This is a genomic window from Streptomyces sp. NPDC031497 (assembly GCF_055580905.1).
In genome coordinates, this window is record NZ_JBVIKO010000005.1 from 148,200 (window position 1) to 164,120 (window position 15,921).

Annotated in this window: 11 protein-coding genes; 4 read left to right on the plus strand and 7 right to left on the minus strand. The window is 69.8% G+C overall.

Going from position 1 to position 15,921, the window contains the following annotated elements:
* Positions 1 to 14 precede the first annotated feature (14 nt).
* The 5 genes from ACZ5K7_RS12050 to ACZ5K7_RS12070 form a co-directional block, all read right to left on the minus strand.
* A complete protein-coding gene (locus ACZ5K7_RS12050; RefSeq protein ID WP_468912804.1) occupies positions 15 to 2,216 on the minus strand; it encodes an alpha-galactosidase in 2,202 nt (733 codons plus the stop codon).
* Positions 2,217 to 2,294: 78 nt separating this feature from the next.
* Positions 2,295 to 3,644 (minus strand): ABC transporter substrate-binding protein, encoded by a 1,350-nt coding sequence (locus tag ACZ5K7_RS12055; protein WP_351703274.1) that lies wholly within the window; start codon positions 3,642 to 3,644, stop codon positions 2,295 to 2,297.
* A gap of 25 nt (positions 3,645 to 3,669) precedes the next feature.
* Complete coding sequence (locus ACZ5K7_RS12060) at positions 3,670 to 4,608, minus strand: carbohydrate ABC transporter permease (protein WP_468912807.1); 939 nt, start codon at positions 4,606 to 4,608, stop codon at positions 3,670 to 3,672.
* A gap of 11 nt (positions 4,609 to 4,619) precedes the next feature.
* A complete protein-coding gene (locus tag ACZ5K7_RS12065) occupies positions 4,620 to 5,639 on the minus strand; it encodes a carbohydrate ABC transporter permease (protein ID WP_351703268.1) in 1,020 nt (339 codons plus the stop codon).
* Between the two features lie 64 nt (positions 5,640 to 5,703).
* Complete coding sequence (locus ACZ5K7_RS12070) at positions 5,704 to 7,830, minus strand: fibronectin type III domain-containing protein (RefSeq protein ID WP_468912810.1); 2,127 nt, start codon at positions 7,828 to 7,830, stop codon at positions 5,704 to 5,706.
* A 403-nt stretch (positions 7,831 to 8,233) separates the two neighbouring features.
* On the opposite strand from ACZ5K7_RS12070, the gene ACZ5K7_RS12075 reads away from it, so the two are divergent.
* Positions 8,234 to 9,385 carry an ROK family transcriptional regulator gene (locus tag ACZ5K7_RS12075; protein ID WP_351703262.1) on the plus strand — a complete coding sequence of 384 codons (1,152 nt, stop codon included), beginning with the start codon at positions 8,234 to 8,236 and terminating at the stop codon, positions 9,383 to 9,385.
* Between the two features lie 124 nt (positions 9,386 to 9,509).
* Positions 9,510 to 11,840: a glycoside hydrolase family 95 protein gene (locus tag ACZ5K7_RS12080; RefSeq protein ID WP_468912812.1), complete on the plus strand. Its 2,331-nt coding sequence runs from the start codon at positions 9,510 to 9,512 to the stop codon at positions 11,838 to 11,840.
* Positions 11,841 to 11,861: 21 nt separating this feature from the next.
* Here ACZ5K7_RS12080 and ACZ5K7_RS12085 read toward each other — a convergent pair whose 3' ends face one another.
* Positions 11,862 to 12,620 carry an SDR family NAD(P)-dependent oxidoreductase gene (locus ACZ5K7_RS12085; protein WP_351703256.1) on the minus strand — a complete coding sequence of 253 codons (759 nt, stop codon included), beginning with the start codon at positions 12,618 to 12,620 and terminating at the stop codon, positions 11,862 to 11,864.
* 35 nt (positions 12,621 to 12,655) lie between these two features.
* Complete coding sequence (locus ACZ5K7_RS12090; protein ID WP_351703253.1) at positions 12,656 to 13,858, minus strand: mandelate racemase/muconate lactonizing enzyme family protein; 1,203 nt, start codon at positions 13,856 to 13,858, stop codon at positions 12,656 to 12,658.
* Between the two features lie 137 nt (positions 13,859 to 13,995).
* Here ACZ5K7_RS12090 and ACZ5K7_RS12095 point away from each other — a divergent pair, with 137 nt between their 5' ends.
* Together ACZ5K7_RS12095 and ACZ5K7_RS12100 are read left to right on the plus strand one after the other, a co-directional pair.
* Positions 13,996 to 14,928: a LysR family transcriptional regulator gene (locus tag ACZ5K7_RS12095; protein WP_468912815.1), complete on the plus strand. Its 933-nt coding sequence runs from the start codon at positions 13,996 to 13,998 to the stop codon at positions 14,926 to 14,928.
* A gap of 112 nt (positions 14,929 to 15,040) precedes the next feature.
* Positions 15,041 to 15,919 carry an SMP-30/gluconolactonase/LRE family protein gene (locus ACZ5K7_RS12100; protein WP_351703247.1) on the plus strand — a complete coding sequence of 293 codons (879 nt, stop codon included), beginning with the start codon at positions 15,041 to 15,043 and terminating at the stop codon, positions 15,917 to 15,919.
* The last annotated feature ends 2 nt before the right edge of the window (positions 15,920 to 15,921 follow it).

A 15,921-nucleotide genomic window follows, 5' to 3' on the forward strand; every position in this document is an offset into this window, starting at 1 on the left:
GCGACAGGGCGACGTCAGTCCTGGCGGCGGACCTCGAGGAGGAGTGCCTGCGCGGGGTTGAGAGTGGGCATCGGCAGGCCGGCGGTGGTCAGGACGGCGCCGGGCAGGGTGAGCCGGTCGTCCAGGGCTGCCGTCAGCCACTGAGGTGGTGCCACCTGGTGGAACGAGGGCAGGCCGAGCTCGGTGCGGACGCGGAGTCGGTAGCGGGCGTCGGGGTCCAGGCCGGGAAAGGGAGTGCGGCCGGACTGGCCTTCGGGGGAAGTGGCCACCCGCGCCCAGGAGTAGAGCGCCCTCGATCCGTCCTGGGCCACCACTCCGTGCAGTACGCGGGACTCGTCCTCCAGGTCGGCGCGGACCGTGCGACCGGTGTGGAGGAGGGGGCGCAGTTCGCGGTAGAGGGCGCCCCAGGCGGTCAGCCTGGTCAGCTCCTCCGCCGAGCACTCGTTCAGGTCCTGCTCGATGCCCGCGTGCCCGAACAACGCGGTGATCAGGCGGAACGTGTCGGAGGTGACGCGGTCCGTCGTGTGGCTGCGGGCGGCGCCCACGTGGGAGCCGACCAGTTCGGGCGGGAGGAGTTGGCCGGTCCAGTTCTGGATCGCCTGGCGTTCGACGGGGTCGTTGCAGTCCGAGGGCCACACCCGGTCGGTGCGGGCGAGAATGCCCAGGTCGACCCGGCCGCCGCCACTGGCGCAGCTCTCGATCTCCAGGGCCGGGTGCTGCTGCTTGACCGCGTCCAGCAGCCGGTACAGCGCCTCGACCTGGGCGTGGGCCGCGGGCCGGTCGCCGGGAGCGTGCACGGCTTCGTGGAGTTCCCGGTTGTGGTCCCACTTCAGGTAGGCGATGCCGTAGCTGCCGACGAGTGCGTCCAGTGACTTCAGGAGGTAGTCGAAGACCTCGGGGCGGGACAGGTCCAGGACGTGCTGATGGCGTGCGGACGGGCCGAGGCCGGCGGCGGGACCCAGGATCCAGTCGGGGTGGGTGCGGGCCAGGTGGGAGTCGAGGTTCACCATCTCCGGCTCGACCCAGAGTCCGAAGTCCATGCCCAGTGCCCGGACATGGTCGGCGAGCGGGTTGAGTCCCTCGGGCCAGACGGTCGGGTCGGCGAGCCAGTCGCCGAGCCCCGCGGTGTCGGCGCGGCGGCCGCTGAACCAGCCGTCGTCGAGCACGAAGCGCTCGACCCCGACCGCGGCGGCACGCTCGGCCAGGGCCTTGAGCCGGCCGAGGTCGTGGTCGAAGTAGACCCCCTCCCAGCTGTTGAGGACCAGCGGCCGGGGGCCACGCGGATGCTGGGGGCGTGCCCGCAGGTGCCGGTGGAAGCGGTCCGCGATGCCGTCCAGACCGTCCGCCGACCACGCGAAGTGGCAGCGCGGGGTGCGGTAGGAGTCGCCGGGCGCCAGGCGGATCTCGCCCGCCCGCAGGAGTTCGCCGCCGCCGAGCGCCGAGGCGTGTACGCCTGCTCCTTCGGGGAGTTGCTCGACCAGGTAGCGCTGGTCGCCGCTCCAGGCCACGTGCACGGCCCACACTTCGCCGGTGCGGAATCCGAAGCCGGGCACTCCCACCGTCAGGAGGTAGGGAGAGTCGACGCCGGGTTTGCCGCGTCGCACGTCACGGACATGGGACCCCTGGTGCAGCGGGCGCCGCTGCGGGGAGCGCTCCCGGCTCCACTTTCCGGTGAAATCAAGGATCTCGGTGGCCCGGCGCGGCAGGGGCAGCAGGGTCAGCGCGCCGGACAGGTCGTACGGCGCCGGATCGGTGCCGTCGGCGCTGTCGGCGCCTTCGGCGCGGGAGAGGACGGCGTCGGCGGTGAGGATCCCGTGGGTGTCCAGGGCGTAGGTGAGCGTGATGTCCAGTCCGGAGGCCGCCTCGTTGAGCCGCAGTTCGAGCTCGCCGCCGCCCTCGGGGTCGGCGCGGTGGGTGGCTCCGGTCAGGGTCGGACGGGGAGCGCCGGCGGTGCCGGACAGGTGGCCGTGGTGGGCCGGGGTGCCCGACCAGCCGTCCGCCTCGGTGGGCCAGACGGTGAAGCGGCGCGGGAGGTCCAGGGCGTTGTTGAGGATCGCGGGTTCGGCGGTCAGGCTCAGCGCCGTCAGGTCCTCGGTGGTCAGCTCGCCCAGGTCGGGTCCCCAGTGCAGGACTCGGGGCACCGGTTCGGTGAGTTCCACGGCGAAGCAGGTGCCGGCCGCGCGCAGGCTGACGATTCGCGCGGGGGTGGTGGGCATACGGTCTCTTTTCAGGGAGGGCGGCAGGACGCGCCGTACGGGCCGCGTCCCGGTCGCGGTGCGCCGAAGAGGCGGCGGTCACTTCTTGGTCAGGATGTCCTTCGTCTTGGCCTGCATGTCGGCGAAGACGCCGTCGTCCTTCTGCCCACCGAAGTATGCCTCGATCAGCGGCTCGATCGCGTCCTGCAGCTCCGCGCCGTTGTTGAAGTCCGGCGAGGGGTAGAGCTCCTTGTTCTTGAGCATGTCGGTGAAGACCGTGAGGTCGACGCCCTGCGCCTTGAGCGCCTTGGCGGAGGCGTCCATCGAGGCGGGGATGGACGGGAAGAAGGTGCCGGTCGCCGACGCCTTCGTCTGGCAGGCCTCGGAGCCCATGTAGGAGACCCACTTCCAGGCCAGGTCCGGGTTCTTCGTGCCGGCCCAGATGGTGTTCCCGTTGGAGTTGCTGAAGACGGCACGGGTCTTGCCGTCGGGGCCGAGGACCGTGGGACCGATGCCGACCTTGACGTTGGGGATCTTGGCGAAGGTGGACGCCGACCACGATCCGCCGGTCTCCATCGCGACCTTGCCCGAGGAGAGCAGGTCGACGTCGGAGACGGTGTTGGTGAACGTACCGATCTTGGGTGCGTACCCCTTCGCGACCAGGGTGCGGATCCAGTCCATGGTCTTCACCAGGCGCGGGTCGTTGTAGTTCAGCTCGGTCGGCCAGTTGGCCTTGTTGCCGAGCCGCCAGCCCGTCGTGGAGACGAAGGAGCTCCAGGTGGACTGGCCCAGGAAGTCCTTGGCGGCGAGCTGGCCGAAGCCGTAGGTCTTGATGTGCGCCTTGTCGAAGCCCGGCTGGTCACCGCGTCGGCCCTTGGTGTCGAGGGTCAGATGGGCGATCATCTTGCCGATCGTGCCGCCGTTGTCGGGGTTCCAGTTCAGGTTCTGGACGTCCTTGGCGCTGTATCCGGCCTTGGTGAGCATGTCGCTGTTGTAGTAGAGGCCGGTGGCCGCCCAGTCCAGGGGCAGGCCGTACTGCTTGCCGTCGGTGTACTTCCAGGAGTCGACGCCGACGGAGAAGCGCGACAGGTCGAAGCTGTCCTTCTTGATGTAGTCGTCCAGCGGGAGCAGCTGGTGCTGGTCGGCGTACTGCGGGAAGAACTGGACGCTGTTCTGGAACGCGTCGGGGGCCTTGTTGGCCACGAAGCCGGCGGTGAGCTTGGTGAAGTAGTCCACGACGTTGTACTGGGTGATCTTCACCGTGACGCCCGGGTTGGCCTTCTCGAAGTCCTTGGCACAGACCTTGTAGGCGGCCGCCTGCTTGTCGTCCCAGGTCCACCAGTTCAGGGTTCCGGAGCCGGAGCCGCTGTCGGAGTTGGAGGAGCAGGCGGAGAGGAGGGCCGCCAGGGTGAGCGAGGCTCCCAGGGCCACAGCCTTGCGAACTCTCATGGTTCCTTCTTTCATCTTTCACTGGTCACTTGAGGCCGGAGAAGCCGATGGAGTTGACGATGCGTTTGCCGAAGGCGACGAAGAGCAGCAGCATCGGCAGCGCCGCGATGAGGGCGGCCGCCATCAGGCCCGCCCAGTCCGGGGCGGCCTGGGGCGAGGACTGCTTGAAGACGCCGAGTGCGAGGGTGAGCGGTTGGACGTTCTGGTCGTTGGCGATCAGCAGCGGCCAGAAGTAGTCGTTCCAGGCGTTGACGAACATCAGCAGCGACACGGTGGCGATCGGCGCGGACGACATCGGCAGGATGATCCGGAAGAAGATCCGCAGCGGGCCGGCGCCGTCGATGATGGCGGCCTCCTCGACCTCGCTGCTCAGGCTGAGCATGAACTGCCGCAGGAAGAACAGCGTGAAAGCCTGGAAAAGGCCGCCGGGCAGGATGAGTCCGGCGAAGGTGTCGGTGAGTCCGAGGTCCTTCACGAGGACGAAGTTGGGCAACAGCGTGAACACGGTGGGCACCATGAGGGCGCTGATCAGGATGTTGAACACCAGGTCGCGGCCACGCCAGTGCAACCGGGAGAACGCGTAGGCGGCGGCCGCGGAGATCAGCACGACCAGCGCCGTCTGCACCGATGCGTAGATCACCGAGTTGCGCAGATAGAGCGCGATGTCGAGGTTGGCGCCGGAGCCGCCCTGGGCCTGGGCCTCCGCGGTGGAGGCGAGACCCAGGACCCGCTCGAAGGCGCCCCAGGTGAACCCCACCGGCAGCGGCGATGACGGATCGGTCGCCAGCTTGTAGTTGTTCGACAGCGCGGTGCGCAGGATCCAGTAGAACGGGAAGAGCGTGACGAGGACGATGACGCCGAGGTAGATCCAGGCCACGGCCCTGCCGGGTGAGAACCGGCGGGTGCTGGTGCGGGGCGAGCGCTCGGGAAGGGTCGCCCGGCCGGGTGCGATGGTGACAGCCATGGCGGTCTCCTTCAGTTCAGGTCGGATTCGTTGGCGCGGGCGAGCCGCAGTTGGGTGAAGGTGACCGCGATGAGCAGGGCGAACAGGGCCAGCGACATGGTGGCGGCGTAACCGAAGTCGAACTGCCGGAAGGCCTTGCGGTAGATGTACATCTGCAGCACGTTCGAGGCGTTGGCCGGGCCGCCCTCGGTGGTGACCTGCACGATGTCGAACACCTGGAAGGAGTTGATCACCGTCAGGACGACCACCATGACGAGGATCGGCCGCAGCAGGGGCACGGTGAGCCGGCGGAACATCTGTATCTCGCTCGCGCCGTCGACGCGGCCGGCCTCGTAGATGGTCGGCGGGATGGTCTGCAGGCCGGCGAAGATCAGCAGGGCGTAGTAGCCCATCCACTTCCAGACGCTGATCGCGGCGAGCGAGGGGATCGCCCATCCCCCGCTGCCGAAGAACAGGATGGAGTGGCCGGTCACGTGCTTGAGGGCGATGTTGACGATGCCGAGGGTCGGATCGAGCATCCACTGCCACACCAGGGCCGCGATGACGTTGGAGATCAGGAACGGCAGCAGGATCACGCCGCGCAGTGCCGACGAGCGGGTCACCCGGTCCAGCACCACCGCCGTCACCAGGGAGATCAGGGTGCCGAAGACGACGGACAGCAGGACGAAGTAGGCGGTGACGAGCAGTGAGTGCCAGAAGACGTCGTCCCCGAACAGCTGCCGGAAGTTGGCCAGTCCCACCCACTGCGGCGGGCTCAGGACGTGGAAGTCGGTGAAGCTGAGGTAGATGCCGCGCAGGGTCGGATAGGCGTAGAAGGTCGCGAAGCCGATCACGGTGGGGAGGATGAGCAGCAGGGCGACCGGCAGGTCCCGGCGGCGTGCCGCCGCCGACCTGGTCGCGCTGGGCCGCCGTCCCTTTCTCGGTGTGGTCTTCTTCTTGACCGGCGAGGCGGCCGTGGTGGCCACCGCGCCCGGTTCACCGGACCGCGGTTTCACCGGCGTTGCGTGGTTGCCCTGTGATGTGACCACCACAGCACCCTCCTTCGTGCGGTACGAGCGTGCGATACGAGCGGTATGAGCGATAGGAGCTGGTGGATCAGACGGTGATCTTGTCGATGTCGGGTGCGTAGTCGGTGGCGTTGCCGAAGCTGAGCGTGTTGTCTCCGGCCTTCAGCGGTACGGGGACGGTGAGCGACTGCGGGGCACCCCAGCTGTTGTCGTTGGTGCCCGGCACCGGGACATGGAGGGTGGTGCCGCCGACGGTGAGGTCGATGACGCGACTCGAGTCGCCGTCCACGTAGTCGAGCTTCAGCAGGTACGTGCCGTCCTTCGGGGCGCTGACGTGGGTGATGGCCACCTCGCCGCCGCCGAGGTTGCCGATCTTCTGCCCACCGGAGCAGCCGTCGCAGCCGGCGACGGTGGCGTTGCCGGTCAGGGGGTTGCCGGGGGCCTCGGCCTCGTAGGCGGTGGGACCGGTGGACGCGGGTGTGGTGACCGAAAGGGCCTTGCTCGGAGCCGAGTTGTGCCCCTTGGCATCACGGGCGACGACGGTGAAGGTGTGCGCGTCGGCGGCGCTCAGTCCGTTGACCGTGGCCGTGGTGCCGGTGGTGGTGGTCGCCGGCCGGCCGTCGGCGTAGACGGTGTACCGGGTGACGGGTGAGGCACCGGTGTTCACCTTGTCCCAGGCCAGCGAGACGCTCGTCGCGGTGGCGGCGGTGCCGTGCACGCCGAGCGGGGTGCCGGGCTGGTCGCCGTGCCGGGTCGGGGTGAAGGTGAAGAGCCGCGAGCCGTGCGGCGGCAGGTTCTGCGTGAGGTGACCCGAGACCCGGCCGAGGTTCTTGTGCTGCCACAGGTCGCGGACCGCGGCCGTGCCGTCGATGCCCAGATCGGCGAAGTCGGCGGTGACGTCGGCGGCGCCGGAACCCAGGTTGAACAACGCGACGGTGTAACTCCCGTCGGGATTACGGGCATACCAGGTCTGCTGGTCGGTGGTCTGGCTGACCGGCCGCGCCGGACGGCCGGCCTGGTCGACGGCGATCACCTCGTCGTTGGTGAGCAGCTTCAGCCCGTAGGAGTCGAGCTTGGTGAGGTCGTCACCCGAGTACAGCGGCGCCGACTCGATGGCCCACAGGGTCATGTAGCTCTGCCGCTCGGCCTCGGTGAGGCCGTCCATGGCGCCGACTCCGACGTTCAGCGAGTCGAGGTTGTTCCAGTGGCCGGGCCCCGCGTCGTCGATCCACTGCACGACGTCGTTCCAGCGGCCCTTGACGGAGTTGTTCCAGGTCACCAGCGTGCTGCAGTAGCACTCGACGTCCGTGTCGATCCGCCAGCCGTTGGAGTTGGCCTTCCAGGTCTCGGCCTTCGTGTGGCTGAGCGACCAGGACAGCGTCAACTGGATCGGGCGGCCGGTCTGTCGGAGCGCGGTGTGCCAGGCCCGCACGTCCGAGGTGTTGTCGTGGTCCGCGTCGCCCTGCCAGGAGCCCGGGCCCACGCCGTCGACCTTGAGGAAGTCCACGCCGTACCCGGCCAGTTGGTCGGCCAGGGAGTCGATGTACTTCTGCGAGCAGGGGTTGGCGAAGTCCATCTTGTAGCCGGAGTTCCACCCGTTGGTCTTGCGCAGGTCGGAGTAGACGAGGTCCGAGGTGGTGCAGCCGGGCGCGTGGTAGATCGGGGTCTTTCCGTCACCGTACGCGGCGGGGTCCAGGCCCACGGCCAGGTACAGCCCGAACTTGAGCCCCTTGTGGTGGAGGTAGTCGCCCAGCGACTTCATGCCGTGCGGGAACGTGGTGGGGTTGGCGGTCGGGCGGGCGTACTGGTCGAAGCCGTTCGCCCAGCCGGCGTCGACGTTGATGTACTCGTAGCCGTGGGACTTGAGCTTCTCGGCGACGACGTCGGCCTGCTGCTTGACGTGCGCCTCGGTGAGCCAGTTCACCCCGCCGTAGCCGGGGAAACTGGTGGCCTCCAGGCTCCAACTGCTCCAGCCCATGTACGGCTTGGCCGCCAGGAGGGCCTGTTGGTGACCTGCACCCGACGGCGAGGCGCTCGACGCCGGTGAGGAGGTGTCCGCTGTCGACGGGGAGGAGTCGGCCGCCGTCGCGGCGGCCGGCGCGGCGAGGGACACCACCAGGGCGGTGGCGGCCAGGACGGGCAGGCGACGCAGGCGCACACCGCCCGTGCGGAGTCTGTGACGTACGGATGCAGCGGGTCCTGCTGGACGAGCCATGTGATTACTCCATCTCGGCGCGAAAGGCACGGCGAAGCCCTCGGAAGGCCCGGAAGTGCCCCTGCACGGTCAGCCGCATGGGGAATTGGTTGAGTGGGCGTTCGGGTCGCCCAAGTGGCCGTAAGGCGACGCCCGTTCGGGAGCGCAGCCCGCGATGACTCACGCGGCCGGTCCAGGAGGAAACCGGCCGCCACCTGCACCGGTGGACGTCCCATCCACCTGTCGTGAGGTGCCGCGAATGTAGCCAGGCTTTTCTTCCAGCGTCAACATATTGCGCGGCCCGAATCAACGACATTCGCGGAAAGAATGGAGCAGGATTCGGGCGACGAGCGGGGAAGACGGACACTGACCGGCGGCGAACATCTTCTATCTTCTTTTCCAATAGAAATGTATGGTCGGCCGCATGACGCTCGCCGATCAGCCACCCGCGGCCGCTCTGCTGTTCCAGACCCTGCTCGCGCACGGACCGCTCACCCGCGCCGAGATCGGCCGCCGCACCGGTCTGTCACCCGGCGCGATCACCAAGGTCGCCACTCCCCTGCTGACCGACGGCTGGATCACCGAGCTGGGCCGCTCGGCCGAGCGCACCGCCGGCCGGCCGGCCACGCTGATCGCGGTGCGGGCCGACCGCGCCCGCTTCGTGGGCGTGAAGGTCACCGGTGACGAACTCATCGGTGTGCTGGCCGACCTCACCGCACGGACCCTGGCCACCGCCCGCGCCTCTCTCGCCTCCCGCGACGTCGGTACGGTCGTCCTGGCCATCGCCCGGCTCGTCGACCGGCTGATCTCGAAGGCACCGCCCCGTGCGGCGGGCGCCCTGCACGGCATCGGCGTCACCATCTCCGGGGACGTCGACGGCCACACCGGTACCGTCCAGTACTCCCCCTTCCTGAACTGGCGCCGCGTTCCCCTCGCCCAACTCGTCCAGACCGCCACGGACACACCGACGGTGATCGAGAACGACGTACGCGCCCTGACCGTCGCGGAACAGTGGTTCGGCGTGGGGGTCGGGCTGTCGTCCTTCGCCCTGGTCACCGTCGGCGCGGGCATCGGCTGCGGGATCTCCCTCGGCGGCCGGGTCGTCTCCGGAGCCCACGGTGTCTCGGGGGAAGTGGGGCACCTTCCCGTGGGCGGTACCGACCGGGTGTGCACGTGCGGCAACACCGGCTGCGTCGAGGCCGTCGCCTCCACCCAGGCCATCACGGAGCAGGCCCGCCAGGCGACGGGCGATCCGGTGCTGACGATGGACCAGGCGGTCCGCCTCGCCCATGCCGGCAACGCCGACGTCCGCGCCGTCTTCGCCCGGGCCGGCCACGCCCTGGGCCTGGCACTGGCTTCCGTGGCCAACCTCATCGGGCCCGAACGCATCATCATCTCGGGCGAGGGCGTGGCCACCTACGATCTCTACGAGGAGCAGATCCGTGCCACCTTCGCGGCCCGTGCCTTCGGTGCCGCGGCCGACTGCGACCTCGTCGTCCGACCCCTGCCGTTCGAGGAATGGGCCCGCGGGGGCGCCGCCGTCGCCGCACAGCGCATCTTCGCCCCCGCCAAGTAGTCCGTGAGCACCCGCGAGCACCTCTTCGGGCCGCCCGGTCACCCCGCGAGCACCTCTCCGCCGCGCCGCGTACGCCTTGCGTGAGCCGTCCTCCATCCGAAACCCCGTCTCGAAAGCGCATGCCATGCTGAAAGCTTTCTCCGCCCAGGAGTTCCGCGATGTCCGCCGCCCACCCGGGACGCTCTGGTACGACCGTCCCGCCACCCGCTGGCTCGAAGCGCTGCCCCTCGGCAACGGCCGCCTGGGCGGCATGGTCCACGGCGGCACCGACCGCGAACGGATCCAGCTCTCCGAGTCCACCGCGTGGTCGGGCGGTCCGTCCGCAACGGACCTGAGTCCGACTGCCCGGGCGCAGGTGCCGCGTATCCGCGAACTCCTCTTCGCCGGAGAACACGCCGAGGCCCAGCGGCTCGCGGCGGAGCATCTGCTGGGCAGGCCAAGGTCGTTCGGGACCAACCTGCCTCTGCCCGAGGTCCGGCTCGCCTTCCCCGACGGGCCTCCGGCCCAGGACTACCAGCGGGCTCTCGACCTGGACACGGGCCTCGCCTCGGTCGCCTACCAGCAGGACGGCGTCCGCGTCACCCGCGAGGTGTTCGCCTCGAACCCGCACGGCCTGATCGCGATCCGTCTCACCACCGACCGCCCCGGTTCGCTCGCCTTCACCCTGTCCGTCCAGGACGGAGTACTCCCCGGGACCACGGCCACCACGGACTCCTCCGTCGTCTTCAGCGGCCACGCCTGGGAGAGCCTGCACAGCGACGGGCACCAGGGCGTCGCCCTGGAGATCCACGCCCGCCTCCAAGCCGACGGCGGCACCGTGCACCGCACCGGCTCCGCGCTCCGTCTGGAGGGCGCCGACAGCGCGGTCGTCTACGTCGTCGTCGGCACCGACTGGGCAGGCGCGGACCCGCGTGCGCGGGCGGAATCACTCCTGTCCGCCGGGCTGGAAGCCGGATACGAAGCCGTCCGGGCGGCACACGTCGCGGACCACCAGGCGCTGATGCGGCGGGTCTCCCTGGATCTCGGATCGGCACCGCCCGACGTCGCGGCCCTGCCCACCGACACCCGCCGCGACCGGCTCGCCTCCGGCAAGGCCGACGACGCTCTCCTGGCGCTCTACTTCCAGTACGGCCGTTACCTGACCGTGGCCGGCTCCCGCCACGACTCCCCACTGCCGCTCGCCTTGCAGGGGCTGTGGAACGACGGCCTGGCCAGCAGCGCGGCCTGGACGAACGACTTCCACCTCGACATGAACACCCAGCAGAACTACTGGGCCGCCGAACCGACCAACCTGGCCGAGTGCCAGGAGCCGCTGTTCGGCCTCCTGGAACTCCTGGCGGACCAGGGCCGGGCCACCGCCGAGCAGATGTACGGCGCACCGGGCTGGGTCGCCCACACGGTGACCAACGCCTGGGGGTACACGGCGCCCGGATCCGGCATCGGCTGGGGCATGAACGTGACCGGCGGGGCCTGGCTCGCCCTCCAGTTGTGGGAGCACTTCGAGTACGGCCGTGACGAGACGTTCCTCCGGCAGCGCGCGTACCCGGTCCTGCGCGGGGCCGCCGAGTTCCTCCTCGCCTACGCGGTCCAGGAGCCGGAGCACGGTCTGCTCGTCACCGGACCGTCGGAGTCGCCGGAGAACTGGTATCTCGCGCCCGACGGCAGCCGGTGTTCGGTGTCCATGGGGGCCACCGCGGACCGGGTGTTCATGGAGGCCGTGCTGCGGATCTGCGCGGAGAGTGCCGAACTGCTCGGTGTCGACGCCGACCTGAGGTCCAGGATCGCCGCCGCGCGCCGACGGCTGCCGCCGCTGCGGATCGGGCGGCACGGGCAACTGCAGGAGTGGCTGCACGACTACGAGGAGGCCGAGCCGAGCCACCGGCACACGTCCCATCTCAGCGCCCTGTTCCCGGAGCGCCAGATCACCCCGCGCGGCACACCGGAGCTCGCCCGCGCCGCCGAGGTCACCATCGAGCGCAGGCAGCAGGCACCGGGCTGGGAGCAGACCGAGTGGGTCGAGGCCAACTTCACGGTCTACTTCGCCCGTCTCCTCGACGGCGACTCGGCCCTCAAACACCTCACCAGCCTGGTCGCGGACGCCAGCGAGGCGAACCTGATGACGTTCTCCGCCGGCGGGGTGGCGGGCGCGGCGCAGAACATCTACTCCTTCGACGGCAACGCCGGCGGCACGGCGGGAGTCGCCGAGATGCTCCTGCAGTCCGACGGCCGGGAGGTCGAACTGCTGCCCGCGCTGCCGTCCGGCTGGCCCGACGGAAGCGTGTGCGGACTGCGCGCCCGCGGCGGCCTCACCGTGGACGTCCGGTGGCAGGACGGGCAGTTGGAAGCCGCGCGGATCCAGGCGTCCCGGGCCACGGACGTCCGGGTGCGGTACGGCGCCGGCCTCCTCGACGTACGGCTCGCCGAGGGAGAGACGCTTGCCCTCGGCCTCGGCTGAGGGCAAGCGCCGGTGACGTCGTCACTGGGCGATCTGGCCGCCGTCGACGAGCAGGGTCTGCCCGGTCATCGCGGTGCCGTCGAGCGCCACGAACGCCACGGCCGTCGCGATCTCCTCGGCCTCCAGCAGCCGCCCCATCGGGATCTGGCCGATCCACTGCGTCATCCGCAGCGGATCGTCCATCCCGACGGTGTCGAGGATGGGGGTGCGGGTCCGGCCGGGCGCGACCGCGTTGACCCGCACCCCGTACGGCGCCCACTCGACCGCGAGGGAGCGCGCCAGCTGGGCCACTCCGGCCTTCGCCACGTCGTAGGCGACGTGGTACTCGGGATTGGAGCCGATGAAGGCGGCGATGGAGGAGATGTTCACGATCGATCCGGAGCGTCGGCTCACGAAGTGCCGGCCGAACTCGCGGCAGGCCACGAAGGTGCCGGTCAGGTCGACGGCGAGGATGCGGTTCCAGACGTCGTCCGACACGTCGAGGGCCGCGTCCTCGTGGGCGATACCGGCGTTGTTGACCAGGACGTCGACGCGGTCGAACCGCCGTACGACCTCATCGGCCGTCTCCGCGACGGCCCGGGGGTCGGAGACGTCCAGGGGCAGGAAGTCGCCGCCCACCTCCTTGGCCACGGCGGTGCCGGTCTCCGCGTTGCGGTCGGTGACGACGACCCGTACGCCACGGGCCGCGAGCGCCACGGCGATGGCACGCCCGATTCCCTGGCCCGCGCCGGTCACGACGGCCACTCGCTCGTCGGTGTGCCTCAGGGGCGACTCGGACATCTCGTTCCTTCCGTCGGTGGATGCGTGGGGCGGCTTCACAGGGTCCTGGCTGATCCCACTTCGGGGATCTGCCAGCGGACGCGCGCGGCCGGATCGATCGCGGTCGAGGCGCCCGGCCCCTGCGGACGCTCCATGAGCCCTTCTCGTACGACGCTGCGCTCGACGAAGGCCTCCTGCGTCCAGGGAATGAACTCCACCAACGGCGGCACCTCGGACAGGACCGTCCCCACCAGGTGCTGGTGCACCTGCATCATGTCGCCGGCGTGCGGCGCGAACCGCAGTCCGCGCGCCGCCGCGTGGGAGGCGATCTGCAGGAACTCGGTCACCCCGCCGACCCGGGTGACGTCGGCCTGGACGACCCGGATGGCGTCGGCCGCCATGAAGGAGGCGAACTGGTGGTAGGAGTAGATGCTCTCCCCGGCCGCCACGTCCAGCCGCGTCGACGCCTGGAGGCGGGCGTGCGCCTGGAGGTCGTCGGCGTGGAAGGGTTCCTCGACCCAGTCCATCGCCGCCTCCTCCAGGACGGGCATGATCTGGTTCGCCGTCGACAGGTCCCAGCGCTGGTTGGCGTCGCACATCAGGGTCACGTCGTCGCCGAGCGCCCGGCGGACCGCGCGCACCCGGCGGGCGTCCTCGCGCCAGTCGGACCGGCCCACCTTGATCTTCACCCGGGACCAGCCGTGGTCGACCAGCGCGGTGAGGTCCCGGACGAGTTCGCCGTCGGAGAGGTTGAGCCAGCCTCCGTCGGTGTTGTACGCCTCGACGCTCTCCTGTGTGCCGCCGAGGAGGCGCCACAGGGGCATGCCGGCCCGCTGCGCGGCGAGGTCCCACAGGGCGATGTCGACCATGGCCAGCGCCATGTGGACGACGCCCGCCCGGCCCATCCAGTGCGTGGGCAGCCAGTACAGACGCTTCCAGGTGCCCAGGATGTCCTCCGACGAGGTGTCCAGAAGGGCATCGGCATAGTAGGAGAGGATCACGTCGGAGAGGAGTTCGGGAGCGCAGTGCACGCCGGAGATACCCGTGCCGATACGGCCGTCGGCGGTGCGGATCTCGACCACGGGTACCGTCCAGTGCGCCATGGCGGCGGTGGAGTCGGCGATGGGCCGCTTCAGGGGCACGGCGAGGGCGTAGGTCTCCACGGAGGTGATCACCGCACCGTCGTCGCCGCGCAGGAGGTCCGCGCCGTGCGCGGACAACAGGCCGCGGGCGGTGCCGAAGGAAGTCTGATCGGTCATTGTTCCAGTCGGCCATGGCCGCCGGAACTCGTCAACGGCGAAATGCGAATACACATGATCTGCCGCGCAGATGCCCTGCCGCCGGAAGGAATTCCGCACCGGTGGACGTCGGACTGCGGGGCGAGGAGGTTCGGTCAATGACTCTCGAACTGGCCTGGTTGCGAACCTGGGTCGAGGTCGTGGATACCGGCGGCTTTACCAGAGCGGCCGAAAAGTTGCATTTGTCGCAACCACGCGTCTCGGCGCACATCGCGAATCTGGAACGAGAACTCGGCTGCCTGCTTATCGAGCGCCGTATCCGGCCGCTCACCCTCACCGACGACGGGCGCGCTCTGCTGGCCCGGGCGCGGGCGGTGCTCGCGGCGGCGGACGAACTGGTCACCGCCCGCCAGACCGACCGGGGCGACATCACGGGAACCGTCACCGTCGCGAGCTTCGCCAGCGGGAGTTCGGAGTTCCTCCCGGGGGTCATCACGACACTGCAGCAGGAACACCCGGGGATCCGGGTGGCGGTCCTGGACGGTGACGTGGACTTCATCGAGGCCGCGCTGTCCGAGCGCCGGGTCTCGGTGGCCCTGCGCACGGTCCGGCCGGAACCGCACGACCACGCCTTCACCATGCGTCCGTTGTGGCGGGAGCCCTTCGTCATGCTCGCCCCGACCGGGCATCCCCTGCTGAAGAAGAGCGAGGTCGATCTCGCGGACTTCACGGGCCAGCGCGTCATCACGATCGGCGACCCGCTCGCCAACACGGTGGTCGGTTACGAGGCCGAGGTCGAATTGAGCATCAAGGACCTGGTCGCGCCGACCGGAATCGTGTCCCATCAGCCGACCACGCTCGGTGCCATGGTGCGGGCCGGGCACGGAATCGGCATCATCAACTACCTGGGCGGGGTGATGGTCCTGCGCGAGGGAATGGAAATGCGCCCCATTCGCCATCTCAACCGGTACCGGGACGTGGGAATCTGGTGGCACTCGGAGCGCCCCCTCGGCGCGGCCGCACAGGCGTTCATCCGAGCGGCGATAAAGGCCCCGCGGCCCGAAGGGACGACCGCCATTCCGCCTCTTTGACGAGGCGGGGATTCATTCGCGGGGCGAATGCACCCCATCCGTGAATCGCCGTTGACGATCTCGGGCTGACCGGGGTGAGGTTGGTCGAAAAGCCGCAAGGATCGGAGTCGCGATGGCCACTGTCCGTACGTACTCGAATCTCGATGTGGCGGTGCGCAGCGACACGTCGGACGTGGGTGAGGGGCCGGTGTTCGACCCGCGTACCGGGCACCTCCTCTGGGTCGACATCTACGGCTGCAAGGTCTACGACGACGATCTGTCCACCGGGAGGCAGACCGTCACGGAGGTCGGCACGATGGTCGGCGCCGTCGCGCCCCGTGCCGCGCAGGAGGGCTTCGCCGCGGCCGTTGCGGACGGGTTCGGTTTCGTCACCGCCGACGGGCTGACACTGGTCGACCCGGTGCTGCCCGAGCCGAACCTGCGCATGAACGACGGCAAGGTGGACTCCCACGGCCGGTTCTGGGCCGGCAGCAACGACATGGAGTTCGCGCCGGGCCAGGGCCGGCTGCACCGGTGGGACGGCGACGGGCCGAGCGTCGTCGTCGCGGACGGTCTCGTCCTGCCCAACGGCCTCGGCTGGAACGCCGAGGACACCGTCCTGTACCTGGCCGACAGTTACGCCAATCTCCTCTACCGGGCCGACTTCCACGCCGAGCCGGGAGAGCTCGGCCGCCTGGAGGTGCTGGCCAAGACCGAGGGAGCCGGCGTTCCCGACGGGCTCGCCGTCGATGTGGAGGGGTGTTTCTGGGTGGCCATGCACGGGGGCCGCGAGGTGCGGCGGTACGACCCGGCCGGGCGGGTCGTCGGGGTCGTTCCGGTGCCCGTCCTCCAGCCGACCAGCTGCGCCTTCGGTCCGGACGGCCGCCTGTACATCACCTCCGCCCGCAACGGCCTGTCCGCCGAGGAGTTGGACAGGTCCCCGCTGTCCGGTTCCGTCTTCGTCATCGAGACCGGCACGCAGGGGGTCCCCGTCCGGCCGTTCCGGGCCTGACG

Coding starts and splice junctions, on each gene's coding strand:
- ACZ5K7_RS12050 (WP_468912804.1), bottom strand. CDS start 2,216: ATGCCCACCACCCCCGCGCGAATCGTCAGCCTGCGCGCGGCCGGCACC.
- ACZ5K7_RS12055 (WP_351703274.1), bottom strand. CDS start 3,644: ATGAGAGTTCGCAAGGCTGTGGCCCTGGGAGCCTCGCTCACCCTGGCG.
- ACZ5K7_RS12060 (WP_468912807.1), bottom strand. CDS start 4,608: ATGGCTGTCACCATCGCACCCGGCCGGGCGACCCTTCCCGAGCGCTCG.
- ACZ5K7_RS12070 (WP_468912810.1), bottom strand. CDS start 7,830: ATGGCTCGTCCAGCAGGACCCGCTGCATCCGTACGTCACAGACTCCGC.
- ACZ5K7_RS12075 (WP_351703262.1), top strand. CDS start 8,234: ATGACGCTCGCCGATCAGCCACCCGCGGCCGCTCTGCTGTTCCAGACC.
- ACZ5K7_RS12080 (WP_468912812.1), top strand. CDS start 9,510: ATGCTGAAAGCTTTCTCCGCCCAGGAGTTCCGCGATGTCCGCCGCCCA.
- ACZ5K7_RS12085 (WP_351703256.1), bottom strand. CDS start 12,620: ATGTCCGAGTCGCCCCTGAGGCACACCGACGAGCGAGTGGCCGTCGTG.
- ACZ5K7_RS12090 (WP_351703253.1), bottom strand. CDS start 13,858: ATGACCGATCAGACTTCCTTCGGCACCGCCCGCGGCCTGTTGTCCGCG.
- ACZ5K7_RS12095 (WP_468912815.1), top strand. CDS start 13,996: ATGACTCTCGAACTGGCCTGGTTGCGAACCTGGGTCGAGGTCGTGGAT.
- ACZ5K7_RS12100 (WP_351703247.1), top strand. CDS start 15,041: ATGGCCACTGTCCGTACGTACTCGAATCTCGATGTGGCGGTGCGCAGC.